This is a genomic window from Sphingomonas sp. (genome assembly GCF_050725575.1).
In the GTDB taxonomy this organism is placed as follows: Bacteria; Pseudomonadota; Alphaproteobacteria; order Sphingomonadales; family Sphingomonadaceae; genus Sphingomonas.
On the sequence record NZ_JBOHHW010000037.1, the window covers coordinates 30817 to 54049 of the forward strand.

A 23233-nucleotide genomic window follows, 5' to 3' on the forward strand; every position below is an offset into this window, starting at 1 on the left:
TTTGGGCGCGGCCGGGCTTGGGCGCCGCGCCGCACGGTGATAAGGTCGTTTCGCGGGGAGAACGGACTTGATCGAGCAGGTTGCGCTGCGTCGTTACGATACCACACTTGATCGCGCGGGACTGGCGCTTGGGACCGGAGGGCTGATGGGAGGCCTGTTCGCGGTCCCGCTCGTTCTGCTCGGCGGGTCATGGTCGTCATTATCGCTGGTCGTGGGATTCGTTGTCGGGGCGACGATCTCGGCAATGGCGATCGTCGCGATCGGCGGGCCGCTCTGGATGGTTTGCCATGCGCTCGGCAGGCGCGGCCCGATGGCCGCCGCCATCGTCGGCGCGGTTGCCGGATTCGCGCTGTTCCTCGGCGGACAGACCTATGGCTTTGGGTTGTTCGACATGCCCGTGTCCGATGCGCGCACACTGATGTTCCGCATCCTCAGCGCGATCGCCACCAGCTTCATCCTTGCCGGCTTCTCGGCGGCGATCGGCCTGGCGATGTGGCGCGTCGCGTATCGGCGCGTAGCTTAGAGGACCGCGGTCACCAGTTGTCGGAACGCATCGGCGCGGTGGCTGATCGCGTGCTTGGCGTTCTCGTCCATTTCACCAAAAGTCTCGCTGCCGCCATCGGGCAGGAACATCGCGTCATAGCCGAAGCCATTTGCGCCGCGCGGTGGCCAGACGAGCGTCCCTTCGACGCGGCCTTCGAACCATTCGACATGACCGTCGGGCCAGGCGAGCGCGAGGGCACAGACGAAATGCGCGTCCCGGCTGATTTCCGCAGGACCGGTTTCCGGTTCGAGCGCGTCGAGCCGGTCGTTGACCAATGCCATCGCCACGCCGAAATCGCGCGATTCCCCCGCCCAACGGGCAGAGAAAATGCCGGGCTCGCCATTCAGCGCATCGACACACAATCCGCTGTCATCGGCAAGCGCGGGAAAGCCGGACAGGTCGGCCGCCTGCAGTGCCTTCAACTCGGCATTGGCGACGAAGGTCGTGCCGGTCTCCTCGGGTTCGGGCAGGTCGAGTTCAGCAGCGGAGATCGGTTCGATGCCGTACGGTCCGAGCAGGTCGCGAATCTCGCGCACCTTGCCTTCATTATGGCTGGCGATGATCAGCTTGCCGGGGGCGAGCTTGCGGATCGCCTGGGACCCGCTGCCTTCTCCACTCATTTCGCGACCGCCTTTGCCTGTGCCGCGAAGATGTCCGCGCAGCCGATGCGTGCCAAACGCAGCAGACGCAACAAGGCTTCCTCGTCATAGGTCGCGCCCTCGGCGGTGGCCTGCGCCTCGGCGATATTGCCGTTTTCGAGTAGCACGAAATTGGCATCGGCGTCGGCCGTCGAATCCTCGTCATAATCGAGATCGAGTACCGGCGTGCCCTGATAGATGCCGCATGAGACCGCCGCAACCTTCTGGGTCAACGGATCGGCGGTCAGCTTGCCTTCGGCCATCAAGCCGTCGATTGCGAGGCGCAGCGCAACCCACGCGCCGGAGATCGACGCGGTGCGCGTGCCGCCATCGGCCTGGATCACGTCACAGTCGAGCGTGATCTGGCGCTCGCCGAGCAGCTTCAGGTCGGTTACCGCGCGCAAGCTACGCCCGATCAGGCGCTGGATTTCCTGGGTGCGGCCCGATTGCTTGCCCTTGGCCGCCTCGCGGCTCCCGCGGGTATGTGTGGCACGCGGCAGCATGCCATATTCCGCCGTTACCCAGCCTTCGCCCTTGCCGCGCATCCATGGCGGCAGCCGCTCCTCGACTGAGGCTGTCACCAGCACCTTGGTGTCGCCGAAACCGATCAGCACCGATCCCTCGGCATGGCGGGTGAAGCGCGGTTCGATCGTGATCGTGCGCATCTGATCGGGGGTGCGGCCGGATGGGCGCATAATCATTCTCCAGAAAAACGGGTCGGCACGCACCTAGACGGGTCGCTTCGAACGCGCCAGTGTCGTGCGCAGTTTAGAACGAGGCGAGTGGTGCCGATGCGTATGACCATTGTAGTAGGGGCGCTCCTGATTGCCGGATGCGCCACACCGCAGCGGCAGTCGGCGACGTTGCAGACGATCACTTATGAAACGGCGCCCTGTTATGGTGTTTGTCCGGTCTATCGCGTCACTGTCGGATCGGACGGCGCCGGCATTTTCACCGGCATCCGGCACACCGCGATCGGGGGGGATCGGAAATTTTCGGTCACGCCGCGCCAGTTCACGGCCTTTGCGGGGACGCTTTCGCCTTATCGCCCCCAGGGTAAACGGGACATCACGCCTGGTCGGCCCGAGTGCAACGACACGGTGACCGACATGCCAAGCGTAAATGTGCGCTGGGAAGACGTCCGGACGGATGAACTGTCCTATTATTATGGTTGCCGCCCGGCATCGGGTCCGGCGATGGCCGATGCGCTGACGACGGCGCCGTCGCTGCTGCCGATCGCCGACTTCATCGGCAAACGTTGAGCCACGTGTGGCGCCGCCCCATATGACAGGCATGTCCGCCCCACCGATCAGCGATCTCAACGACCGCGCCCGCGATGTGTTTCGCGTGGTAGTGGAGAGCTATCTCGACACCGGCAGCCCGATCGGGTCGCGCACCATTGCGCAACTGTCGGGCCTGAACCTGTCGCCCGCGTCGATCCGCAACGTGATGCAGGATCTGGAAGAGCTTGGCCTGCTTGCCGCGCCGCATACCAGTGCCGGGCGGATGCCGACCGAGATCGGGCTGCGCCTGTTCGTCGATGGCATGATGCACGCGCTTGAGCCCTCGGCCGAGGAGCGCGCGGCGATCGAATCGCGCGTGTCGCAGGTCGGCCCGGTCGAGGAGGCACTCGCCGCGACCACTGCCGCGCTGTCGGGGTTGTCGGCCTGTGCCGGGCTGGTGATGGTGCCGAAGCGCGAACTGGTACTGCGCCAGATGAGCTTCGTGCCACTGTCGTCAGACAAGGCTCTCGCGGTGCTGGTCAGCGAGGATGGCGCGGTGGAGAATCGCGTGGTCGACCTGCCGACGGGCGTGTCGCCATCCGCCCTGGTCGAGGCGGGCAATTACATGACCGCGATGCTGTCGGGGATGACCCTGACCCAGGCGCGGGCGCGGATCGAGCGTGAGATTGGCGAGGAGCGCGCTTTGCTCGACAGCGTCGCGCGCACCCTGATCGAGCGCGGCCTCGCAGTGTGGAGCGAGGATGGCGATCGCCGCCCGGTGTTGATCGTGCGCGGTCAGGGGCGGCTGATCGACGCGGCCGCTGCCGCCGACCTGGAACGCATCGGTACGCTGCTCGACGACCTTGAAGGCAAGCAGGAGATCGCCCATCTGCTCGACAGCGCAAGCGCAGGGGATGCCACGCGGATCTTTATCGGGGCGGAGAACAAGCTGTTCTCGCTGTCGGGATCCTCAGTCATCGCCAAACCGTTTCGTGGGCTCGACGGGCGTGTCGTCGGCGTTGTCGGAGTCATTGGCCCGACAAGGTTGAACTATGCGCGGGTTGTGCCAATGGTTGATTTTACCGCCGCGACCCTGGCACGATTAATGGGGCGCGGCTGATGAGTTGAAGGCCAGAATCGGCCAAAAATTCCAACAGGACTGAAGCGAAGACATGATCGAAGACGAAAAGACCGAAGCAACCGAAACGATCGACACGGTGGATATCGCCCCGGCTGCATCGGACCCGATTGCCGAGGACCGCCTAGCCAGGCTGGAGGCCGAACTGGCCGAGGCCAAGTCCGGCCTGCTGTATGCCCATGCCGAGGCGCAGAATGTCCGCCGCCGCGCCGAGAAGGAAGCGGCCGACGCCCGCGCCTATGCCGCGACGGCGTTCGCGCGCGACCTGCTGTCGGTGGCCGACAATCTGTCGCGCGGGCTCGACGCGATCCCGGCCGAACTGCGCGACGACGAGAAGATGAAGGGCCTGGTCGCAGGTCTTGAGGCAACCGGTCGCGAACTGGAATCGGTGTTCCAGCGCCACGGCATCACCAGGATGACCGTGCTGGGCGAGACGCTCGACCCCAATCGCCATCAGGCGATGTTCGAAGTACCGAGCGACGAGAAGCCGGGCACAGTCGTGCAGGAAATGCAGGCGGGCTATATGATCAAGGACCGGCTGCTGCGCCCGGCGCTGGTTGGGGTCGCGAAGGCCGGGTGAGCCAGGGGGAAGCCTCAGCCAGAGAACCTCGTGCGGTCAACGCGCTGTTCATGCTGGGGCTGATCGCCTGGCCGATCATCTTCGTCTGGTTTCTGTTCCTGCCGGGCTATTCCCGCAGTCTCCGCGTGGCAGCGCTCTCCTATGCATTTGCTCTGCCGGTGCTGGCGGTTGTCGTATACGGCCTGATGTTTTTCGCGGCTTGGCTGAATGCGATGGTGCGCTAGAACCGATTTAACGTCAGGAGGGCCGCGTGCCGATCAACCCGAACCTCACCACCGATCGCCCGACCTTCGTCACGCATCTCGAATGCTCGCTGACCGGCGAGCGCTATGAGGCGGACCAGCTTCACGGCCTGTCGCAGGCGGGGCGTCCCTTGCTGGTGCGCTATGACCTCGCGTCGATTCGCGCCGTCGCGCCGCGCGCGATGATCACGGCGCGGCCCACCGATCTGTGGCGGTGGCGCGAGCTGCTGCCGGTGCGGCGAACCCAGGATATCGTCAGCCTGGGTGAGATCGAGACGCCGCTGGTGCCGATTCCGAAGTCTGGCGGCCCGAACGTGCTGGTCAAGGATGAAGGACGGCTGCCGACGGGATCGTTTAAGGCGCGCGGGCTGGTCATGGCGGTGGCGATGGCCAAGGCGCTTGGCGTCAGGAAGATCGCAATGCCGACCAACGGCAATGCCGGCGCGGCGCTGGCTGCCTATGCGACGCGTTGCGGGATCGAGACGATCGTCTTTTGCCCCGATGATACGCCCGAGATCAACGTCCGCGAGATCGCCGCCCAGGGCGCGCGCGTTTACCGCGTCAACGGGCTGATCGACGATTGCGGCGCGATCGTCGGCAAGGGGGCAGCGGAAGGCCTGTGGTTCGATTTCTCGACTCTGAAGGAGCCGTATCGGATCGAGGGCAAGAAGACCATGGGGCTGGAACTGGCCGCGCAGTTCGGCTGGAAACTGCCGCAGGCGATCTTCTACCCGACCGGCGGCGGAACCGGGCTGATCGGTATGTGGAAAGCGTTTGCCGAGATGGAAGCACTGGGCTGGATCGGCGCCGAGCGGCCCAAGATGTTCGCGATCCAGTCGTCGGGGTGCGCTCCCATCGTGCGCGCTTACGAGGCCGGCGAGGAACATGCCGAGCGCTGGGAGGATGCCCATACCGTCGCGGCGGGCATTCGCGTGCCGAGGGCGGTGGGCGACTTCCTGATCCTGCGCGCGGTACGCGAAAGCGGCGGCCGGGCGATGGCGGTCGGTGATCCGGCGATCTTGCAGGCAGTTGAGGATGCGGCGTTGAAGGACGGCCTGCTGATGTGTCCCGAGGGCGGTGCGACGCTCGCCGCCTATCGCGAGGCGCTGCGGCTTGGCCTGGTCGATGAGGATGAGACCGCCGTGTTGTTCAATTGCGCGACGGGATTGAAATACCCGATGGCCGATGCGTCGAAGACGCTGGACCGGCATGGCGAGATCGACTTGGCGAGCCTCTAGGATGGTCGTTTTCTGATGGAGAATGACGTCGCCGCCGGGCATTCGATATGAACGTCGATCATCACCTCGCAACCTATGGGACGCTTGCACCGGGCAGGCCCAATCACCACCAGCTTTCTCATCTCGAAGGAGATTGGCGGGCCGGGACAGTCAAAGGTTATCTGGTGCAGAAGGGCTGGGGCGCAGCCCTTGGATATCTGGCCCTGGTACTGGCGAACGACGGTGCTGACATCGGGGTTCACCTTTTCGTGTCACCTGATTTGCCGACACATTGGGAGCAGCTCGATGCGTTTGAGGGAAGCGAGTATCGGCGCACTCAGGTGCGAGTCGAGACGGCTGAAGGCATTCTGGACGCGTGGATCTATATCGACGCGGACTCGCGCGTTTAGCTTCTGCAGTTCATCCACTGCTGCGCTTCTGCTGGCTCTGGAAAACATCGAATCCTGACCACCGTTACCGGGCGAGAAGCGGCCTCTATTATGTCGCTGCACCTGCGCCGTTCCTCCTGCCAAAAGGCAGGATCGTCTCATATTGCGCCAGATCCGGTGCACCCGTCACAGTGCGGCCGCAGCGCAGCAGAAACGCATGACGCACGATCTCGGCCTGTTGTTCGATGCCGTAGCGGTGGAATGGCAGGCCCGGCCGGATGGCATAATCATAGCGGCAGAAGGGGTGGCGCTTCAGGGGAAGGAACAAGCCGCGCTGGGTCTGCCAGACATGGCAGAGTTCATGCAGGAACAGGCCGCGCAGTTCGGCATCCTCGGTGCTGAAATCCTCACGCCACAGATCGCTGTGCGGGTGGAAATGAACATGGCCGCTCGGTGCCATCACCGTGTTGCGCGGCTGAAGGAAGAACCATTTGCGGCGCCGTATCTCGATCCCGCTCAGGTCGATGCTGTCATGATACATCGACCGGGCAAGCGCGACTTCGCCCGCTGTCAGCGGCCGGCCGGTTCCCTGCGCTGTGATCGTGTCGTCATGCATGCTTCTTAAATGGGGCGAATGACGACCCGGCGATAGAGGTGCCGCGCGGTACGGTATTCCGGCTCATCGGCACGCACTCTCCCGCGATGCGAGAATCTCCACGGCGCTCACTTGGTGCGTCGCGCGCATCTTCTCCGCGATCAACGCGGCGCTCGCATGGTCGAGACCCGGCTGGCTGATCGAGATGTCCAGCCACGCGCCATCAACCCGCGCCGTCAGGTCCGACGGAGTCAGCCCGCGCTGGGCAAAGCTGTTGACCAGCCGCAACAGCGTCTGAACATCGGCCAAAGCGCGAATCCGGAACTCGGCGACCGTCAGGTCATGCATTGATCGGTACCGAGACCGGCCGCGCATCGGCGATGATCTGCCGGGCAAGGCTGTCGGCCACGATGTTGGTCGGTCGGCCCTCCGCCGCCGCGCGTGCCAGAATGAGCTGGAGGCGATCGGGGATCTTGCGCACGCGTTCGTGTACCTGCCCCGGCGTCTCGTCCAGATATTCGGCGGCGACATTGATGATGCCGCCGGCATTGACGACATAATCGGGAGCATAGGTGATGCCGCGGTCAAGCAGCATCTGCCCGTCGCTTTCGGTCGTCAGCTGGTTGTTGGCCCCGCCGCAGATGATTCGGGCGCGGAGTTGCGGGATGCTGGTCGCATCGAGGACACCGCCAAGCGCGCAGGGTGCGAAGATATCTGCCTCAACCCCGATGATGTCCTCCACGCCCACGGCGCGTGCACCTAGGGCCTGGGCGACCTGCTCCACGCGGTGCCGATCGACATCCGCAACGATCAGCTTTGCGCCTGCATCCGCAAGCAACCGGCACAAATGCATGCCGACATTGCCGGTGCCCTGGACCGCGACAGTCAATCCCCTGAGATCGGATCCTAGCGCAAAACGCACGGTCGCCTTCATCGATTCGAAAATCCCCAGTGCGGTCCAGGGCGACGGGTCACCGCCCGCCTTGCCGGGGCGGGGTTCCAGCCCGGCCACATAGCGCGTGCGCTCGCGGACAGCCTGCATGTCGGCGATCCCCGTGCCGACATCCTCGGCCGTGATATAAGCGCCCTCCAATGCCGCCACGGCGTCCGCGAAGACGCGAAACACCGTCGCGCGGTCGAACGAGCCGGCAGTGCGGCGCAGCACCGCCTTGCCCCCGCCAAAGGGGAGGTCGGCCAGGGCATTCTTGTAGCTCATGCCGCGCGCCAGCCGGACGGCGTCGCGATGCATCGCCGCCAGTGTCTCATAATGCCAGAACCGGCATCCTCCGGCGGCAGGGCCGCGGGCCGTGGAGTGAATCGCGATAACCCCCTGAACGCCACTGGCCTTGTCGTCGATGACGTGCAGGCATTCCTCGAAATCGGCCGGACGCAGGGCTTGGGCGATCATTTGCCTCTCCTTCCGGTCGATAATTACCATGGGGGAGGCTGATAAAAATTACGTAATTCGGTTCAATTGGTGCTATTCTGGTATAGAAATAATATAGAAAATCATATCGGAGAATAAATGATGCTTGAAAGCCTGGATGAGTTCGATCTGAAGATTCTTGAGATCCTGCAAGCCGATTCCTCGCGATCGACCAGCGAGATCGCCGACATGGTTGGTCTCTCGCAGCCGCCATGCTGGCGCCGAATCAACAAGCTGAAGGAGGCAGGCTATATCAAGGCACAGGTGAGTCTGCTTGATCGCCGCAAGGTCGGCCTCAATGCGCAGATTTTCGCGCAGGTCAAACTCAGCGCCCATGGTCGATCCAATCTCGCCGAATTTTCCGAAGCCATTCAGAGCTTTCCGGAAGTGCTCGATTGTTTCGTCATGATGGGCAGCGTCGATTTCATGCTGCGCATCGTCGCCCGGGATATCGAGGCTTATGAGCGCTTCTTCTTCGACAAGCTGTCGCAGGTGCCCGGGGTCCAGGAAATCAATTCCATGGTCGCCCTGTCGGAAATCAAATCGACGACGGAATTGCCGCTGCGGTGATGTCGTCGCTCAGAATTCGGGTGCGGGATCCCCGGCGCCAATCGCCCTTGCCTTGTAACTGACCCGCTGACCGCTGGTGAACGTAAAGGTCAGCGGCACCACGGAACCGGGCTTGATCCCTGGATTGACGTCGAACAGCATGACATGCTTGCCGCCGGGCGTGAATGCCAGCGTGCCCTGCGCCGGTAACGGCAGGTCCTGGATCGGCTTCATCGTCATACCAGCGCCAGCCTTCATTGATTCGTGCATCTCCGACTTGATCGCGACGGTCGAATCAACACTCATCAGCGTCGCATCCGCGGCGCCGCCATGGAGGGTGAAATAGGCAGCGGCCGGGCGCCCCTTCACTGCGGCGAGGCGCACATAGCCGTCGCGCGCCTCGATTTCCGCAGGGGCGGAGCAAGCGCTGAGCACCAGCGCGGCGGCAGAAAGCAGGATCGCAAGACGCATCACAGTCTCTCAGTTCGGGAAAGCTGGGTCCCAACTACGCAAGCGAAAATCTTGCGGCAAGCGAAAGCCCCCCTATATCGCCTTCTGTAACGTATCGTGTCTCGAACATCGGGATGCGGTCGGAAGGCATTTTTTTAGAACGACGGGGGTCAGAGGACCAAATGGCTAAAGTAATCGGTATCGATCTGGGCACGACCAACAGCTGCGTTTCCGTGATGGAAGGCGGCAAGCCCAAGGTGATCGAAAATGCGGAAGGCGCGCGCACCACGCCGTCGATCGTCGCGTTCGCCAAGGATGGCGAGCGACTGGTCGGCCAGCCGGCCAAGCGCCAGGCGGTGACGAATCCGGAAAACACCATCTTCGCGGTAAAGCGCCTGATCGGCCGCCGCTTCGACGACCCGGTGACCAAGAAGGACACTGAGCTGGTGCCCTACACCATCGTCAAGGGCGCGAATGGCGATGCGTGGGTGCAGGCCGGCGGCAAGGATTATTCGCCGTCGCAGATCAGCGCCTTCACCTTGCAGAAGATGAAGGAAACCGCCGAGGCCTATCTCGGCGAGACGGTGACCCAGGCGGTCATCACCGTTCCTGCCTATTTCAACGACGCGCAGCGCCAGGCGACCAAGGACGCCGGCCAGATCGCCGGCCTCGAAGTGCTGCGTATCATTAACGAGCCGACGGCGGCCGCACTTGCCTATGGTCTCGACAAGGACAGCAACAAGACGATCGCGGTCTATGACCTTGGCGGCGGCACGTTCGACATCTCGATCCTCGAAATCGGCGACGGCGTGTTCGAGGTGAAGGCGACCAATGGCGACACCTTCCTGGGCGGCGAGGATTTCGACGACAAGCTGCTGCGCTTCCTGGCCGATGATTTCAAAAAGGCCGAGGGCATTGACCTGACCAAGGACAAGCTGGCGCTGCAGCGGCTCAAGGAAGGCGCCGAGAAGGCCAAGATCGAGCTGTCTTCGGCAGCGACGACCGAAGTCAATCTGCCCTTCATCACCGCGGATCAGAACGGGCCGAAGCATCTCGTCAAGACGATTACGCGCGCCGATCTCGAGCGGCTAGTCGAGGATTTGATCCAGCGTACCCTGGAGCCGTGCCGCAAGGCGCTGGCCGATGCCGGCGTGAAGTCGAACCAGATCGACGAGGTCGTGCTGGTCGGTGGCATGACGCGCATGCCCAAGGTGCGCCAGGTGGTGAAGGACTTCTTCGGCAAGGAACCGCATTCGGGCGTCAACCCGGATGAAGTCGTGGCGATGGGTGCCGCGATTCAGGCCGGCGTGCTGCAGGGCGACGTCAAGGACGTGCTGTTGCTCGACGTGACGCCGCTGTCGCTGGGCATCGAGACGCTGGGTGGCGTGTTCACCCGCATGATCGACCGCAACACGACGATCCCGACCAAGAAGAGCCAGACCTATTCGACCGCCGACGACAATCAGCAGGCGGTGACGATCCGCGTGTTCCAGGGCGAGCGCGAAATGGCGGCGGACAACAAGATGCTCGGCCAGTTCGACCTGGTCGGCATTCCGCCGGCACCGCGCGGCGTGCCGCAGATCGAGGTCACCTTCGACATCGACGCCAACGGCATCGTCAATGTGTCGGCGCGCGACAAGGGCACCGGCAAGGAGCAGCAGATCCGCATCCAGGCTTCGGGTGGCCTCAGCGACCGCGACATCGACCAGATGGTGCGCGACGCGGAGCAGTTCGCCGAGGACGACAAGAAGCGCCGTGAGGCGGCCGAGGCGAAGAACAATGCCGACAGCCTGATCCACACGACCGAGCGCCAGATTGCCGAACATGGCGACAAGGTTGACGCGGCGCTGAAGAGCGAGATCGAAGCGGCGATTGCCGAAGCCAAGACTGCGGTTGAAGGCGGCGATCCCGAGGCGATGAAGGAAAAGACCAACGCGCTGGCGCAGGTCGCGATGAAGCTCGGCCAGACGATCTACGAGAAGCAGGCTGCGTCGGAAGCATCGCCGGCGGCTGAAGCGGACGCCGAAGCGGCACCCGCCGAAGATGTGGTCGACGCCGAGTTCTCGGAAGTCGACGATAGCCAAAAAGCGTAACTCAGTAGATGCGTACCCCCCGTCATGTCGGATCGATCCGGGATGACGGGGAGGGCGGGGGCCCAATATGACCACCGAAGTCGATTTCTACGAACTGCTCGAGATCGAGCGCGGCGCCGACGATGCGACGATCAAATCGTCGTATCGCAAGCTCGCCATGAAATATCACCCCGACAAGAATTCCGGGTGCAAGGATTCCGAAGGCCGCTTCAAGGCGATCAGCGAGGCGTATGAATGCCTCAAGGATCCGCAGAAGCGCGCGGCCTATGACCGGTTCGGCCACGCGGCATTCCGTAATGGCCAGGGCGGTGGCGGTGCAGGCCAGGACTTTAACGCGTTCAGCGATATCTTCGAAAATATCTTCGGCGAATTCATGGGCGGCGGCCAGCGTGGCGGCCAGCGCGGCCCGCGGCGCGGCGCCGACCTGCGCTACGACATGGAGATCACGCTCGAAGAGGCGTTCCAGGGCAAGTCGACTGACGTGACGGTCGATGTCTCGGCCGCTTGCGACACCTGTTCGGGGTCGGGCGCGAAGCCCGGGACCAGCGCGAGGAATTGCTCGACCTGCGGCGGCGCCGGCAAGGTGCGTGCGCAGCAGGGCTTCTTCGTGGTCGAGCGTGCCTGCCCGAGCTGCCATGGCCAGGGCCAGGTGATCAGCGATCCGTGCAATGCCTGTCATGGCGAAGGCCGGGTCGAGAAGACCAAGACGCTGACCGTCAACATTCCACCCGGCGTCGATGAGGGCACACGCGTGCGCCTGACTGGCGAAGGCGAAGCCGGGGCGCGTGGTGCGCCGGCTGGGGATCTCTACATCTTCCTGCATGTCGCGCGACACTCGATCTTCGAACGCGAGGGAACGACGCTGTTCGCGCGCGCCCCGATCAGCTTCACCACCGCGTCGCTGGGTGGTGAGATTCATATCCCCGGACCCGATGGCGACCTGCACAGCATCAAGATTCCGGCCGGCACCCAGTCGGGACGCGAACTGCGCCAACGCGGCGCCGGCATGCCGGTGCTGCAGGGGCGGGGCCGCGGCGATCTGGTGATTCGGATCGAGGTCGAAACGCCGACCAGCCTGACGTCACGCCAGCGCGAATTGCTCGAACAGTTCCGCGCGACCGAAACGGGGAAAGAACATCCGCAGGCCACCGGTTTCTTCAACAAGATGAAGAAGGCAGTCGCGGGATAATGCGATGAAGATTCCGGCCGTGTCCGCCCCTCCTGCAAGAAGGGGCGGTCCGGCTGATGGATCAGAAGGTCGTAATGACCAACCCGACCACCAGCGCCTGGGCCGCAACTGCCAGCATGCTGCTGACCACGGCTTCCAAACTACGCATGGGTCGTCTCCGAATACCGGTTAAGTCCGGTACGGCCGAAATACAATTATTATGCTGCAGTGCAACATTGTTGCGCACAGTCGCGAGTGCAGAAAATGCAATCGTTACGCTGGGGATACGGTTTTCGCGTCCGGCTTAATGGCCATTATCGGACCAGTGTGGCGGATCAGCTGGGAGATAAGCGAATTTGATCACGCCGTATGTCGCGCCGATTGCGTGAAGCGCAGTGTTGTTCTCCCCGCTGCGCGGCGCACCGAGCGACTGCCTGCCGCCGGTGGCGTCCTTCACCACAATTGTCCCGGTCCAGCTGATCGTCATGTCGATCGCCCGGCCCAGGGTGTGCAGCGACGTGCCGGTCGAGGGCTTGCGGACGATGCCGAATTTGCTGACCATCTCGCGCGCGGCTTTTTTCGATTTGGCGAGATCGCCATGGTCCCAGTTGATCGTACAACCGGGGATCGCCGGCACCGCGTCTGGCGCGCGCTCGCCACTGGCGACTTCCCAGGCATAGAGCATCAGCTTGGCGCGCACCGGACTGCGCAGCGTCGATCCCACGCTGATCCCTGCACCGCCCGCCTTTAGTGCATTGGTGAAGGCGATCACCTTCTCGCGAAACGGCGACGCGAGATCGGCGAGTTTGCTGCTGTTGGGATATTTTGCCTGGTTGGCGTCCCACCATGCCGCACCGCTGAGCGGGGCGCCCTTGGCGTTGGGTTTGGCCGGCTTCGGACATTGTCCCGCCGCCAGCGCGATCCAGGTCCGGCCGCCCGGATCGATCCGGCCATCGGGCAATGTCGCGCCAAGGACCTTCGACTGATAGGCCTGGATGGCGATGATCGTACCGGGACCGCAATCGCCGTCCTCGACCAGCTTGGCCAGACCGAGCGCGGGAATGCAGGCGTTGAGCAGATGTTGGACTTTGGTGACGTCGGCTTCGTCGTTGAAGCCGCCGAGTCCCACCGAAGCATCGATCGTCGCCATGCCGTCATTCGCCCCGAATGATTGATGCACCAACGCGTACATCAATCGCTATCCGGTGCGAAGGATCCTCCTCAGTCGCCGAACACTCGCGCGAAGATCGTGTCGACATGCTTCAGATGATAGCCAAGGTCGAACTTGTCGTCGATTTCGGCGACCGACAGGGCGGCGGTGACCTCGGGATCGGCCTTGAGCAGCTCTTGCAGCGACAGCGTGCCGTCCGATTCCCACACCCGCATCGCATTGCGCTGAACCAAGCGATAGGCGTCCTCGCGGCTGACCCCGGCCTGAGTCAGCGCCAGCAGCACGCGTTGCGAATGGACCAGCCCGCCCATCTTGTTGAGGTTCTTCTCCATCCGCGCGGGATAGACCACCAGCTTGTCCATGACGCCGGTCAGGCGTGCGAGTGCGAAGTCGAGTGTGATCGTCGCATCGGGGCCGATATAGCGCTCAACCGAGGAATGGCTGATGTCGCGCTCATGCCACAGCGCGACATTCTCCAGCGCCGGCGTGACAAAGCCACGCACCATGCGCGCCAGGCCAGTGAGATTCTCGGTCAGCACCGGGTTGCGCTTGTGCGGCATGGCCGACGAGCCCTTCTGGCCGGGTGAGAAATATTCTTCCGCCTCCAGCACTTCGGTGCGCTGCAAATGACGGATCTCGGTTGCGAGCCGTTCGATCGACGAGGCGATCACGCCGAGCGTGGCGAAGAACATCGCATGGCGATCGCGCGGGATGACCTGAGTTGACACGGGTTCGATGCTCAGTCCCATCTTCTCCGCGACATGGGCTTCGACGAACGGGTCGATGTTGGCAAAGGTGCCGACCGCGCCGGAAATCGCGCAGGTCGCGATATCGGCGCGCGCCGCGACGAGGCGCGCACGGTTGCGATCGAACTCGGCATAGGCCTGGGCCAGCTTCAGTCCGAAGGTCACCGGCTCGGCATGGATACCGTGGCTGCGGCCGATCGTCGGAGTCAGCTTGTGTTCGACCGCGCGGCGCTTCAGCACCGCCAGCAGCGCGTCGAGATCGGCAATGAGAATGTCCGATGCACGGGCGAGCTGTACCGCGAGGCAGGTGTCGAGTACGTCCGAGCTGGTCATGCCCTGGTGCATGAAGCGCGCTTCGGGGCCGACATGCTCGGCGACATTGGTCAGGAACGCGATCACGTCATGCTTGGTCTCGCGCTCGATCTCGTCGATGCGGTCGACCTCGAACGCGCCCTTGGCCCAGATCGCGGCGGCGGCTTCTTTCGGCACCACGCCGAGCTCGGCGAGTGCGTCGGTGGCATGCGCCTCGATCTCGAACCAGATGCGGAATCGGGCCTCCGGCGTCCAGAGAGCGACCATGTCGGGGCGGGAATAGCGTGGCACCATTGCAACGGTTCCTGAGAATCGGAGTTTCTGTTCATCGTGAATCGCGAACGGACTCGCGATGAGCTGCGCGTTAGCAGGGACGAGCCGACGCTTCAAATCACGAAAATATGAACTATCTGGGTAGTGGGTGGTTGATACCCATGAATGCTCTGGAGGGTAGTTATAACACCATCGAGCATTTTGATACTATTTACTCGGAGAGAAATCATGTTGAAATATATTCTTCTTGCCGGTGCAATGACTATTACTGTTCCTGCTCTGGCTCAAGATAAGCCGGTTTCGAGTGATCCTGCAACGCCTGCGACGACGACTTCGCAGCCGACGACGCAGACTGCTACCAACCCGGCCCCGGCCGAAAGCCAGACTGCGCCCGACACGATGGCAGCAACCGATCGGGCCGCAACCGGTGCGCCGGCGGCGCAAGATTCTGCCGTAGCGCAGACCACGCCGGCGGATCCCGCTGCAGCGCCAGCTGATCAGGCGGTCGCGCAGCAACCAGCACCCGCCACCAGCAGGGCGGAACAGGTTGCGCAGGTCGTGAACACCGAATTCCCGTCTTATGACAAGGATTCGAATGGCAATCTGAGCGAAACCGAATTCGCCTCTTGGATGGTCGCGCTGAAGACTGCCAGCGATCCGGCGACCAAGTCGGATAGTGCCGAGGTCAAGAAATGGATCGGCCAGGCTTTCGCCACCGCCGATGCCGACAAGAGCAAGTCGGTATCGAAGACCGAGTTGACGGGCTTCCTGTCGCAGGGCTAACCGCCCGCGCCAGGGCATAGTCCCTCCGGGGCGGCCGCCGTGTCTCAGGATGCGGCGGCCGTTCTGAGTCTTGGGATATCACATCAATCCCAGCGCTCTCAGGCTCGAATGTCCGCTGGTGCCCATGATGATATGGTCATGCACCGCGATGCCCATCCGCTTGCTCGCCTCGACGATGTTGCGGGTCAGGTCGATATCGGCGCGGCTCGGGGTCGGGTCGCCGCTCGGATGGTTGTGGACCAGGATGATCGCCGCTGAGCCGAGCTCGATCGCGCGGCGGATCACCTCCCGGACATAGACTGCCGCTTCATCGATTGACCCCTGGCTCATCAGCTCGTCGCGGATCAGCATATTACGGGTGTTGAGGTGCAGCACCCGCACGCGCTCAATCGAATGATGCGCCATATCGGCATGGAGATAATCGAGCAGCGCCTGCCAGTTGCCCAGCAGCGGGCGTTGTTTGACCTCGGCCTGGAGCATGCGCAGCGCGGCCGCATTGGCGATCTTGATCGCGGCGATGGCGGTTTCGCCCATGCCGGAAATGCGCGCGAGCGAGGTTGGTTCGGCCGCAAGTACCCCGCCAATGCCACCGAATTCCGCCAGCAATGTCTTGGCCAGCGGCTTGGTGTCGCGGCGCGGTATGGCGAGCGCGAGCAGATATTCGATCAGCTCATGATCGAGCAGCCCGTCGCCGCCATGTTCGTTGAGCCGCTTGCGCAGCCGCGCGCGGTGGCCGGCCGCATCGGGTGTCTTATCGGGATCGGGAACGCTCATCTGTGCCATGAATTACCCATTGCCGACGGCTGTGCAATTGCGCGAACCGGCCAAGCGTCTATTCTAGGCCCAGACGTGACGCCATCCAGGAGTATCGAACGGCGTGACGGCTGACCCAATTGACCTGCCAGACGCCATACCGGAACGCCGGCGCCGCCGCCGTGCACTTCCCAGGCTCGGGCGTGGCGCGCGGATCATCGCGGTCATCGCATTGGTCCTGCTCGGCGCGCTGATCGCGCTCTGGACGCAGCGCAAGACGATCGCCTCCAATTATGTCGACAGCTTTCTGGCCGAAAATCATGTGCCGGCGCGCTACGCGATCGCCGATCTCGGCTTCGACCGGCAGCGGTTGACCAATGTCGTCCTCGGCGATCCGGCTCACCCCGATCTGGTGGCCGACTGGGTCGAACTCCGTACCAATTTCGGCTTTTCCGGTGCCTCGGTCGACAGCGTGCGGGCGGGGCATGTGCGGCTGCGCGGCAAACTGGTCGACGGCAAACTGTCGCTGGGCGCGCTTGACCGGCTGCTGCCGGCGCCGAGCGGCAGGCCCTTCGCGCTTCCCGCGATCGGCCTCGATATCGCCGATGGCCGCATGCGGCTGGAAACGCCGCACGGCGTGATCGGGTTGAAGCTCAGCGGGCGCGGGCGGCTCGATGACGGCTTTGCCGGCTCTCTGGCGGCGGTGTCCGACCGGCTCGACGCCGGCGGATGTATCGCCGACAAGCCGGCAGCGGCGCTGAAGATTAGAATCGCCGATGCAAAGCCGTCATTGACCGGACCAGTCCGCGCCGCGGCGATCACGTGCGGCGACGCGCGTATTGCCGGGCTGGGCAGCGATCTCATTGTCGCGCTGAGCGAGGCGCTCGACCGCTGGACCGGCACGGCGCGGCTGGCGGTCGCGACGGTACGGCACCCTCAGGCACAACTGGCGGCGGTCAGCGGCACGATCGGCTTTGCCGGCACCGTCACCGACACGAAGGGGCGAGTTGATCTCGCCGCGAACCGGTTCGGCAACGCAGCGGCAAGCGGATCGTCACTGGCCATCGCCGGGGATTATCGGATCGCCAGGCAGAGCGGTTTCACCGGTACGATCAGCGCCGGGACCATGGCGCTGGCCAAATCCTATCTGGCGCCAGTCGGTCGGTTGGCGACCGCCGGGCAGGGAACGCCGGTCGGGCCCATCATGGCGCAATTGTCCAAAGCGGCGATCACGGCCGGCAATGGCTTCAGCATGCGCAGTGATGTCGTGGCGGTAATCGAAGGAAATTCGGGCCGGGTCGATGTTTCGAAAATCGCCCTGTCGTCGCCGTCCGGCCTGAAAGCCGCGCTCGACAATGCGGGCCTCTCCTATGGCTGGCCCATTGGCGGCATGCGCATCGCCGGACAGCTCGATATCGGCGGTGGCGGTTTCCCGACCCTGTCGGCCACGCTGGCGCAATCGGCGCCGGGCAAGCCGGTTACCGGCATTGCCACGCTGCGCCAGCCTTATGCGGCGAACGGCGCCAGCCTCGCGCTGACCCCGGTTCGGTTCAGCGCGACGCCGGGCGGCAATACGCGCTTCTCGACCCGGGCGACGCTGTCAGGGCCGCTCGGTGACGGGCGGGTGGATGGATTGAGCGTCGCGCTCGACGGCGCATGGAATGGCGGCGCGCGGCTGTTGCTCAATCCCGTCTGCGCACCCTTGTCATTCCAGCGGCTGGCGGTCTCCGGCCTGGTGCTGCGCCCGGCGAGCCTCACACTCTGCCCGGTTGGCGGCGCCCTGGTGCGGGTCGATCACGGCCGGCTCGGTGGCGGCGCGATGATCGCCGCGCCGCGTCTCGCCGGCAATCTCGGCAGTACGCCGGTGACGCTGGCGGCGGCCGGCTCGCGCATCACGCTCGGCGATACCGGGTTCGGCCTGACCGATCTGGCGGTGCGGCTCGGCACTGAGGAGCGGTTGACCCGGCTTGACTTCGCGACGCTCGATGGGCGGCTCGACGGCAATATCGTCAAGGGCAGCTTTGCGGGTGGTGCGGGCCAGATCGGCAAGGTGCCGCTGTTGATGTCGGCGGCAGCGGGCAACTGGACGCTTGAGGGTGGACGGCTTGGCCTGCACGGCGCGATGAGCGTCGCCGATGCTGATCCGGATCCGCGCTTCAAGCCGCTTGCCGCGCGCGACGTCGCTCTGACGCTGGTCGACAGCAAGATCGCCGCAACGGGAACGCTGGTGCACCCCGAAAAGGGCGTGCAGGTTGCGACCGTCGCAATCGCGCATGACTTGTCGGACGGCGCCGGCAAGGCCGATCTCACCGTCACCGACCTGAATTTCAACGACAAGTTTCAGCCCGACGAGCTGACCCGGCTGACTTTTGGCGTGATCGCCAATGTCGCGGGCACGGTGACCGGCACTGGCCAGATCCGCTGGAACGCCGATGCGGTGACCAGCGACGGCGTGTTCCGCACCGCCAATGTCGATCTCGCCGCTGCCTTCGGTCCGGTCACCGGCATTGCCGGCGAAATCCACTTCACGGATCTGCTCAACCTCGAAAGCGCGCCGGGCCAGGTCGTCACGATCAAGACGATCAACCCGGGCATCCCGGTCAATGAGGGGCGCATCGTGTTCCGCACGCTGGCCGGCACGCGCGTGCAGGTGGAGAGCGGCGACTGGCCGCTGGCCGGCGGGCAATTGGTGCTTGAGCCGACTCTGCTCGACTTCACCGAGGCGCAGCAGCGCCGCATGACCTTCCGCGTCACCGGTATGGATGCGGGCGAGTTCCTGCAGCAATTCGATTTCGACAATCTCAACGCGACCGGCACGTTCGACGGCAGCCTGCCGATGATCTTCGATCAGGCCGGCGGGCGGATCGAGAATGGGCATCTGACCATGCGCGCCGGGGGCGGGACCGTCGCCTATCTCGGCGAAGTGACGCAAGAAGATGTCGGTTTCTGGGGCAATCTCGCCTTCCAGGCGCTGAAATCTCTGCGCTACCGCAATCTTGAGGTGATCATGAACGGGCCGCTCGCCGGCGAGATGATCACTGAGGTGCGCTTTGCCGGCGTCGGTCAGGGCGAGGGGGCGAAACGCAATTTCCTGTTCGACCGGCTGCAGAAACTGCCGTTCGTGTTCAACGTCCGCATCACCGCGCCGTTTCGGCAGTTGATCGATTCGGCCCAATCCTTCTACGATCCGAAACGGCTGATCGAGCGGAACCTGCCGGCGTTGATCGAGGAACAGAAGAAGCGTGCCACCCCGCCTCAAGTAACGCCACCGATACAGCCCCCTAAACAGCCGGGGGCCATTCAGCCTCAAGAAAGCAGGACCGTGCCATGACAGATGCAGTGATCTGGAAACGAAGTAGAACGATGACCCTTGGGGTGATGGCACTGTCTGGTCTGGCGGGGTGCGTGAATGTCAGCGCGCCCGACAAGCCGATCGTGATCAACCTCAACATCAACGTGAAACAGGAGGTCGTCTACCGTCTCGATGGTGAGGCGAAAACGACCATCCAGGCCAATCCGGGAATTTTCTGATGAAGACGATGGACAAGATGATGATTGCGGCGGGCTTGGTGCTCGCCACCGTTTCGGGCGTGGCGCTGGCACAACAGCGTGACCCCGCCTATCAGGCCGCGCGCGATGCCGGACAGATCGGCGAACAGCCTGACGGCTATCTCGGCGTGGTGGGTGCGGGAACCCCGCAGCTGCGCGCGATGGTCTCCAACATCAACATCCAGCGCAAGGCGACCTATACCCAAAAGGCCGCCGCCGCGAATGTGACGGTGATCGACCAGGGCCTGACCTTTGGCTGCAACCTGATCAGCAATACCAAGCCGGGCGAGAAATATATGGCGCCCGACGGCAGCTGGAAGACACGCACGGCCGCGCCGCCGGAACGCGACCCGCGCTGCCCGTAACGCGCCGTCAGCCGAGCAATAAGGAAGGGGCCGCGATTCGCATCGCGGCTCCTTTTGCGTCGATTGGTGTAAATTCCGAGTCCGGCCTCCTCCCTTCCGGTCGCCCTGAGCCTGTCGAAGGGCAGGGTGCCACAGGCGGCGTGTCGCATGTGGCACAAGGGCTTCGACAGGCTCAGCCCGAACGGTTTCGGGTGAACTCAATCAACTCTATTCCGCTCTAGAACTTCGCGCTGATCGTCCCGAACCATTGGCGCGGCGCGAGCGGGAAAGCGTTGTAGGTCCCCGATGCGGCACCGATGCTCAGCGTCGATGCGGCCTTCTTGTCGGTGATGTTGGTCACGTTGAGGCTGACGTTCAGCTCCTTCACGAACGCACCGTCGCCAAGCGGTATCGCCGCGCCCAGCCGGCCCGAGAGCGTGAAATAGCTCGGGACCGACAGGTCGTTGGTATAGGTCGCATAGCGCTTGCCGAGATAGTCGCCGACCAGCTGCAGGTCGAAAATGCTGTAATTCGCGCTGGCGATGAATTTGTAGACCCAGTCCGGCGACCCGGGCACCTTCTTGCCCGCGGTTGGCACCGTCGCGGTGCCGCTGACATAATCGTCCTGATATTTGGACATATTGTAGGACAGCGCATTGTAGAGCGAGAAGTGCGATCCGACGCGCAGCGTGCCGGCGATATCCACGCCGTCGGTCTTCACGCCGCCGACATTGTTGATCAGCGGCGAACCGCTGACGATCGAGGTGATCACCGGGGTCGGGCTGACCGAAAGCAGCCGGTTGCTGAAATCGACATGATAATAGCTGATCTGGCCGTCGAAGCTGAGCCCGTTGCCGAACGATTGCTGCGTGCGGATGCCGGCTTCGTAGGTCCAGCTGGTCTCGGGCTTCGCCGTGTCGCGGAAGATGTCAAACGCCTTCTGGCTGCCCAGGGCGAAGGGCGACAGGCCACTGGCTGCGCTGGTCTGGAACTGGCGGATATTCTTCTGCGCGTTGGCGAACAGCTGGATATGGTCGCTGGCCTCCCACAGCACGCCGAGCTGCGGCAGGAACCAGGTGCTGGTGCTGATCTCGCCATTGGGCAGTTCGGTCGATCCGGTGAAGGATTTCGGGATCGGCTGCACCTTCATCGTCTGCCGCGCGCGCTGGAACGTGCTCTTGAACCCGGCCTGGATGGTCAGCGTCGGGATCGGCTTCCAGCTGTCCTGGATATGCGTCTGGAGTTCATCGACGCGCACTTCGCTCCAATATTGCGTGATCAGCGGGGTCAGCGTGTCGGCCGGGCGCTGATAGGGCGTGGACGGATTATTGACGTCCAGTGCGTACCAGCGGCGCTTGGCGGATGAGCTCTGACGCTCGTACCAGCCGCCGATCTCGATCTGGTGATTGCCCAGCTCGATCTGCAAGGTCGACAACAGGCCGCCGCGGTCGATGCGATATTCCGTGGTGCGGGTCGCCAGGCCGGATCCGCCGAACAAATTGCTCAGACGCGTGAGATTTTCCGGTGTCGTCGGCAGGCCAGTCCCGGGAAAATAATAGGAAAAAAGCTGCGGCAGGCCGGCAACCTTGATCGGGCCGGCAACCACGCCGACGCCGTCGTCGTGATGATAATAGAGCTGGTTGGAAAAGGTCACCTTGTCGCTGATATTCCAATCATACTTCGCATAGCCGAGCCAGTCGGTGCGCTGCGCATCGCTGTAATAATTGCGATAATTGGGGTTTTTGTCGTCGAACGTAACGGGCGAGAAATAGGGCTGCGCGTCTTTGAAGTTGGGATAGAGGAACGGGCGTGCATAGGGTGCGGTGCCACGATTGTCGGTGAGGATCTGGCCGCCTGCATCTCTCGTGACGGCGTAAACCGTCGCATCCTCATTGGGCTCGATCTTGTCCGAATAGGCGGCATAGAGCGTCAGCTTGCCGGTCGAATCGTCATGAACGAACTTGCCGTCGACCTGGTATCCGCCCTGCTTGCCGTTGAAATCCCATGCCTTCGCCTTGTGGCGCAGGCCCGAGATGTAAAAGCTGTTGCCATTGCCGAATGTGCCGCTGTCGAGCCGGACATAGGTGCGCTGCGTGTCATGGCTGCCCAAAGTCTGTGCGATCGTCGCGCCCATTTCCGACTTGGGGTCGCTGGAGAAGGTGTCGATCGTGCCGCCAAGATTGCTGGTCGATGCAGTGCCGAGATCGCCCGCGCCCGAGGCCAGCGTGACGCGACCGACATCCTCGGAGATGATCGCGCGCTGCGGCGACAGGCCGTTATAATTGCCATAGGTCTGGTCGCCGAGCGGCACGCCGTCGAGCGTATAGCCAAGCTGCTGCGCATTGAAGCCGTGGATGAACAGCGAGATATTCTGCTCGTTATTGCCCCACGGATCGGCGGTCAGGAAGGTCACGCCGGGCAGGGTCTGGATCGCCTTGAGCGGGCTGACGCCGGGCAGGATCTTCTGGATGTCGGTGCTGGCGACTTGAGTCACCGACCGCGTGGTGCGCGCGGTGACGATGATCGCATCGTCATCTCCCTCCGCGGGGGCATCAACGGGCGCATCCGCGGCCGGGGTCGCGGCGCTGTCGTCCGGCACGGCCGCTGCCGGGGCGGCGACCTCGTCCTTGGCCAGGGCAGGGGAGGCAGTCGCCAGTGCCATCACTGCCGCGCCGCTCAGCCAGAAAACTCGTTTGTCGAAAAAGATCATTGCCGTCCCTGCCAATTATGTTGCGCCGCACAACGGCGACCGGCAGGCCTGTAGCGAGGTAAAAAAACGGCTTGATTGCGGATTTATGAAGGTTCGGGGTCAGTTATTGTCAGGATTGATGACACAGATAAGGAGAGAGCAAGGAAGACTGAGGTCGCTCTGGCATGGCCCCTCTCAAGCAGTCCCTCTTTCAAGGGCTTAAGTAGAATTGTCAACGTAACCCGATTCTACCGTAATTTCGTAATTTATAATCATAGATTTATTTTTTCTGAATCTTTGACGCTATTCCAAATCCCTCCTGATAGCCTAACGATATCCTGAACATAGCTTTGTACTACAC

The 23233-nt window shown here is 63.3% G+C and carries 24 protein-coding genes; 14 read left to right on the top strand and 10 right to left on the bottom strand.

What is annotated here, in order from left to right:
• The first annotated feature begins 67 nt into the window (after positions 1-67).
• Positions 68-523 carry a hypothetical protein gene (locus tag ACRECS_RS20215; RefSeq protein ID WP_431584752.1) on the top strand — a complete coding sequence of 152 codons (456 nt, stop codon included), beginning with the start codon at positions 68-70 and terminating at the stop codon, positions 521-523.
• Here ACRECS_RS20215 and rdgB read toward each other — a convergent pair.
• Positions 520-1164, bottom strand: a complete 645-nt coding sequence (gene rdgB, locus ACRECS_RS20220; RefSeq protein ID WP_431584753.1) for an RdgB/HAM1 family non-canonical purine NTP pyrophosphatase — start codon at positions 1162-1164, stop codon at positions 520-522. The two genes, ACRECS_RS20215 and rdgB, sit on opposite strands and share 4 nt — an antisense overlap.
• Entirely contained in the window at positions 1161-1877 is a 717-nt protein-coding gene (gene rph, locus ACRECS_RS20225) for a ribonuclease PH (protein ID WP_431584754.1), read from the bottom strand. The genes rdgB and rph overlap by 4 nt, the downstream gene beginning before the upstream one ends.
• 96 nt (positions 1878-1973) lie before the next feature.
• Here rph and ACRECS_RS20230 point away from each other — a divergent pair, with 96 nt between their 5' ends.
• The 6 genes from ACRECS_RS20230 to ACRECS_RS20255 are packed head-to-tail and all read left to right on the top strand — an operon-like array spanning position 1974 to position 5992.
• Positions 1974-2444 carry a DUF6438 domain-containing protein gene (locus ACRECS_RS20230; RefSeq protein ID WP_431584755.1) on the top strand — a complete coding sequence of 157 codons (471 nt, stop codon included), beginning with the start codon at positions 1974-1976 and terminating at the stop codon, positions 2442-2444.
• Positions 2445-2475: 31 nt separating this feature from the next.
• A complete protein-coding gene (hrcA, locus tag ACRECS_RS20235; protein ID WP_431584773.1) occupies positions 2476-3525 on the top strand; it encodes a heat-inducible transcriptional repressor HrcA in 1050 nt (349 codons plus the stop codon).
• A 52-nt stretch (positions 3526-3577) separates the two neighbouring features.
• Positions 3578-4123 carry a nucleotide exchange factor GrpE gene (locus ACRECS_RS20240; protein ID WP_431584756.1) on the top strand — a complete coding sequence of 182 codons (546 nt, stop codon included), beginning with the start codon at positions 3578-3580 and terminating at the stop codon, positions 4121-4123.
• Between the two features lie 50 nt (positions 4124-4173).
• A complete protein-coding gene (locus ACRECS_RS20245; protein ID WP_431584757.1) occupies positions 4174-4347 on the top strand; it encodes a hypothetical protein in 174 nt (57 codons plus the stop codon).
• A 32-nt stretch (positions 4348-4379) separates the two neighbouring features.
• The gene (locus tag ACRECS_RS20250) at positions 4380-5603 is read left to right on the top strand and encodes a threonine synthase (protein ID WP_431584774.1); all 1224 of its coding nucleotides are present in this window, start codon (positions 4380-4382) and stop codon (positions 5601-5603) included.
• A 47-nt stretch (positions 5604-5650) separates the two neighbouring features.
• Complete coding sequence (locus ACRECS_RS20255) at positions 5651-5992, top strand: gamma-glutamylcyclotransferase family protein (RefSeq protein ID WP_431584758.1); 342 nt, start codon at positions 5651-5653, stop codon at positions 5990-5992.
• An 88-nt stretch (positions 5993-6080) separates the two neighbouring features.
• Here ACRECS_RS20255 and ACRECS_RS20260 read toward each other — a convergent pair whose 3' ends face one another.
• From ACRECS_RS20260 to ACRECS_RS20270, 3 genes are all read right to left on the bottom strand, one after another.
• On the bottom strand, positions 6081-6587 hold the full coding sequence (locus ACRECS_RS20260) for a vgr related protein (protein WP_431584759.1): 507 nt from the start codon (positions 6585-6587) through the stop codon (positions 6081-6083).
• A 63-nt stretch (positions 6588-6650) separates the two neighbouring features.
• Complete coding sequence (locus ACRECS_RS20265; RefSeq protein WP_431584760.1) at positions 6651-6914, bottom strand: hypothetical protein; 264 nt, start codon at positions 6912-6914, stop codon at positions 6651-6653.
• Positions 6907-7974: a Leu/Phe/Val dehydrogenase gene (locus tag ACRECS_RS20270; protein ID WP_431584761.1), complete on the bottom strand. Its 1068-nt coding sequence runs from the start codon at positions 7972-7974 to the stop codon at positions 6907-6909. Before ACRECS_RS20270 ends, ACRECS_RS20265 begins: the two co-directional genes overlap by 8 nt.
• 120 nt (positions 7975-8094) lie before the next feature.
• Here ACRECS_RS20270 and ACRECS_RS20275 point away from each other — a divergent pair, with 120 nt between their 5' ends.
• Positions 8095-8562: an Lrp/AsnC family transcriptional regulator gene (locus tag ACRECS_RS20275; protein ID WP_431584775.1), complete on the top strand. Its 468-nt coding sequence runs from the start codon at positions 8095-8097 to the stop codon at positions 8560-8562.
• Positions 8563-8571: 9 nt separating this feature from the next.
• Here ACRECS_RS20275 and ACRECS_RS20280 read toward each other — a convergent pair whose 3' ends face one another.
• Positions 8572-9012, bottom strand: coding sequence for a copper chaperone PCu(A)C (locus ACRECS_RS20280; protein WP_431584762.1), 441 nt, complete (start codon positions 9010-9012; stop codon positions 8572-8574).
• A gap of 161 nt (positions 9013-9173) precedes the next feature.
• Between ACRECS_RS20280 and dnaK the strand changes: the two genes are divergently transcribed.
• Both dnaK and dnaJ read left to right on the top strand, forming a co-directional pair.
• Positions 9174-11084, top strand: a complete 1911-nt coding sequence (dnaK, locus tag ACRECS_RS20285) for a molecular chaperone DnaK (protein WP_431584763.1) — start codon at positions 9174-9176, stop codon at positions 11082-11084.
• 67 nt (positions 11085-11151) lie between these two features.
• Complete coding sequence (gene dnaJ / locus ACRECS_RS20290) at positions 11152-12273, top strand: molecular chaperone DnaJ (RefSeq protein ID WP_431584764.1); 1122 nt, start codon at positions 11152-11154, stop codon at positions 12271-12273.
• Between the two features lie 283 nt (positions 12274-12556).
• On the opposite strand, the gene ACRECS_RS20295 is transcribed toward dnaJ, so the two are convergent.
• Together ACRECS_RS20295 and purB are read right to left on the bottom strand one after the other, a co-directional pair.
• Positions 12557-13444 (bottom strand): peptidoglycan-binding domain-containing protein, encoded by an 888-nt coding sequence (locus ACRECS_RS20295; RefSeq protein ID WP_431584765.1) that lies wholly within the window; start codon positions 13442-13444, stop codon positions 12557-12559.
• A gap of 29 nt (positions 13445-13473) precedes the next feature.
• Positions 13474-14775, bottom strand: coding sequence for an adenylosuccinate lyase (gene purB, locus ACRECS_RS20300; protein ID WP_431584766.1), 1302 nt, complete (start codon positions 14773-14775; stop codon positions 13474-13476).
• 144 nt (positions 14776-14919) lie between these two features.
• On the opposite strand from purB, the gene ACRECS_RS20305 reads away from it, so the two are divergent.
• Positions 14920-15537, top strand: a complete 618-nt coding sequence (locus ACRECS_RS20305) for a hypothetical protein (RefSeq protein ID WP_431584767.1) — start codon at positions 14920-14922, stop codon at positions 15535-15537.
• A gap of 78 nt (positions 15538-15615) precedes the next feature.
• On the opposite strand, the gene radC is transcribed toward ACRECS_RS20305, so the two are convergent.
• Positions 15616-16311 carry a RadC family protein gene (gene radC, locus ACRECS_RS20310; RefSeq protein ID WP_431584776.1) on the bottom strand — a complete coding sequence of 232 codons (696 nt, stop codon included), beginning with the start codon at positions 16309-16311 and terminating at the stop codon, positions 15616-15618.
• A 103-nt stretch (positions 16312-16414) separates the two neighbouring features.
• On the opposite strand from radC, the gene ACRECS_RS20315 reads away from it, so the two are divergent.
• The 3 genes from ACRECS_RS20315 to ACRECS_RS20325 are packed head-to-tail and all read left to right on the top strand — an operon-like array spanning position 16415 to position 20204.
• Positions 16415-19621: a YdbH domain-containing protein gene (locus ACRECS_RS20315; RefSeq protein ID WP_431584768.1), complete on the top strand. Its 3207-nt coding sequence runs from the start codon at positions 16415-16417 to the stop codon at positions 19619-19621.
• Positions 19618-19821: a YnbE family lipoprotein gene (locus ACRECS_RS20320; RefSeq protein WP_431584769.1), complete on the top strand. Its 204-nt coding sequence runs from the start codon at positions 19618-19620 to the stop codon at positions 19819-19821. Before ACRECS_RS20315 ends, ACRECS_RS20320 begins: the two co-directional genes overlap by 4 nt.
• A complete protein-coding gene (locus ACRECS_RS20325; protein WP_431584770.1) occupies positions 19821-20204 on the top strand; it encodes a YdbL family protein in 384 nt (127 codons plus the stop codon). Before ACRECS_RS20320 ends, ACRECS_RS20325 begins: the two co-directional genes overlap by 1 nt.
• A gap of 217 nt (positions 20205-20421) precedes the next feature.
• On the opposite strand, the gene ACRECS_RS20330 is transcribed toward ACRECS_RS20325, so the two are convergent.
• Entirely contained in the window at positions 20422-22893 is a 2472-nt protein-coding gene (locus tag ACRECS_RS20330) for a TonB-dependent receptor (RefSeq protein WP_431584771.1), read from the bottom strand.
• Positions 22894-23233: the final 340 nt, after the last annotated feature.

What these genes read in the sequence shown, in the direction of transcription:
- rdgB (WP_431584753.1), bottom strand. Translation starts at nt 1,164, where the DNA reads ATGAGTGGAGAAGGCAGCGGGTCCCAGGCGATCCGCAAGCTCGCCCCC.
- rph (WP_431584754.1), bottom strand. Translation starts at nt 1,877, where the DNA reads ATGCGCCCATCCGGCCGCACCCCCGATCAGATGCGCACGATCACGATC.
- ACRECS_RS20230 (WP_431584755.1), top strand. Translation starts at nt 1,974, where the DNA reads ATGCGTATGACCATTGTAGTAGGGGCGCTCCTGATTGCCGGATGCGCC.
- hrcA (WP_431584773.1), top strand. Translation starts at nt 2,476, where the DNA reads ATGTCCGCCCCACCGATCAGCGATCTCAACGACCGCGCCCGCGATGTG.
- ACRECS_RS20240 (WP_431584756.1), top strand. Translation starts at nt 3,578, where the DNA reads ATGATCGAAGACGAAAAGACCGAAGCAACCGAAACGATCGACACGGTG.
- ACRECS_RS20245 (WP_431584757.1), top strand. Translation starts at nt 4,174, where the DNA reads ATGCTGGGGCTGATCGCCTGGCCGATCATCTTCGTCTGGTTTCTGTTC.
- ACRECS_RS20255 (WP_431584758.1), top strand. Translation starts at nt 5,651, where the DNA reads ATGAACGTCGATCATCACCTCGCAACCTATGGGACGCTTGCACCGGGC.
- ACRECS_RS20260 (WP_431584759.1), bottom strand. Translation starts at nt 6,587, where the DNA reads ATGCATGACGACACGATCACAGCGCAGGGAACCGGCCGGCCGCTGACA.
- ACRECS_RS20265 (WP_431584760.1), bottom strand. Translation starts at nt 6,914, where the DNA reads ATGCATGACCTGACGGTCGCCGAGTTCCGGATTCGCGCTTTGGCCGAT.
- ACRECS_RS20270 (WP_431584761.1), bottom strand. Translation starts at nt 7,974, where the DNA reads ATGATCGCCCAAGCCCTGCGTCCGGCCGATTTCGAGGAATGCCTGCAC.
- ACRECS_RS20275 (WP_431584775.1), top strand. Translation starts at nt 8,095, where the DNA reads ATGCTTGAAAGCCTGGATGAGTTCGATCTGAAGATTCTTGAGATCCTG.
- ACRECS_RS20280 (WP_431584762.1), bottom strand. Translation starts at nt 9,012, where the DNA reads ATGCGTCTTGCGATCCTGCTTTCTGCCGCCGCGCTGGTGCTCAGCGCT.
- dnaK (WP_431584763.1), top strand. Translation starts at nt 9,174, where the DNA reads ATGGCTAAAGTAATCGGTATCGATCTGGGCACGACCAACAGCTGCGTT.
- dnaJ (WP_431584764.1), top strand. Translation starts at nt 11,152, where the DNA reads ATGACCACCGAAGTCGATTTCTACGAACTGCTCGAGATCGAGCGCGGC.
- ACRECS_RS20295 (WP_431584765.1), bottom strand. Translation starts at nt 13,444, where the DNA reads ATGTACGCGTTGGTGCATCAATCATTCGGGGCGAATGACGGCATGGCG.
- purB (WP_431584766.1), bottom strand. Translation starts at nt 14,775, where the DNA reads ATGGTGCCACGCTATTCCCGCCCCGACATGGTCGCTCTCTGGACGCCG.
- ACRECS_RS20305 (WP_431584767.1), top strand. Translation starts at nt 14,920, where the DNA reads ATGCTCTGGAGGGTAGTTATAACACCATCGAGCATTTTGATACTATTT.
- radC (WP_431584776.1), bottom strand. Translation starts at nt 16,311, where the DNA reads ATGAGCGTTCCCGATCCCGATAAGACACCCGATGCGGCCGGCCACCGC.
- ACRECS_RS20320 (WP_431584769.1), top strand. Translation starts at nt 19,618, where the DNA reads ATGACAGATGCAGTGATCTGGAAACGAAGTAGAACGATGACCCTTGGG.
- ACRECS_RS20325 (WP_431584770.1), top strand. Translation starts at nt 19,821, where the DNA reads ATGAAGACGATGGACAAGATGATGATTGCGGCGGGCTTGGTGCTCGCC.
- ACRECS_RS20330 (WP_431584771.1), bottom strand. Translation starts at nt 22,893, where the DNA reads ATGATCTTTTTCGACAAACGAGTTTTCTGGCTGAGCGGCGCGGCAGTG.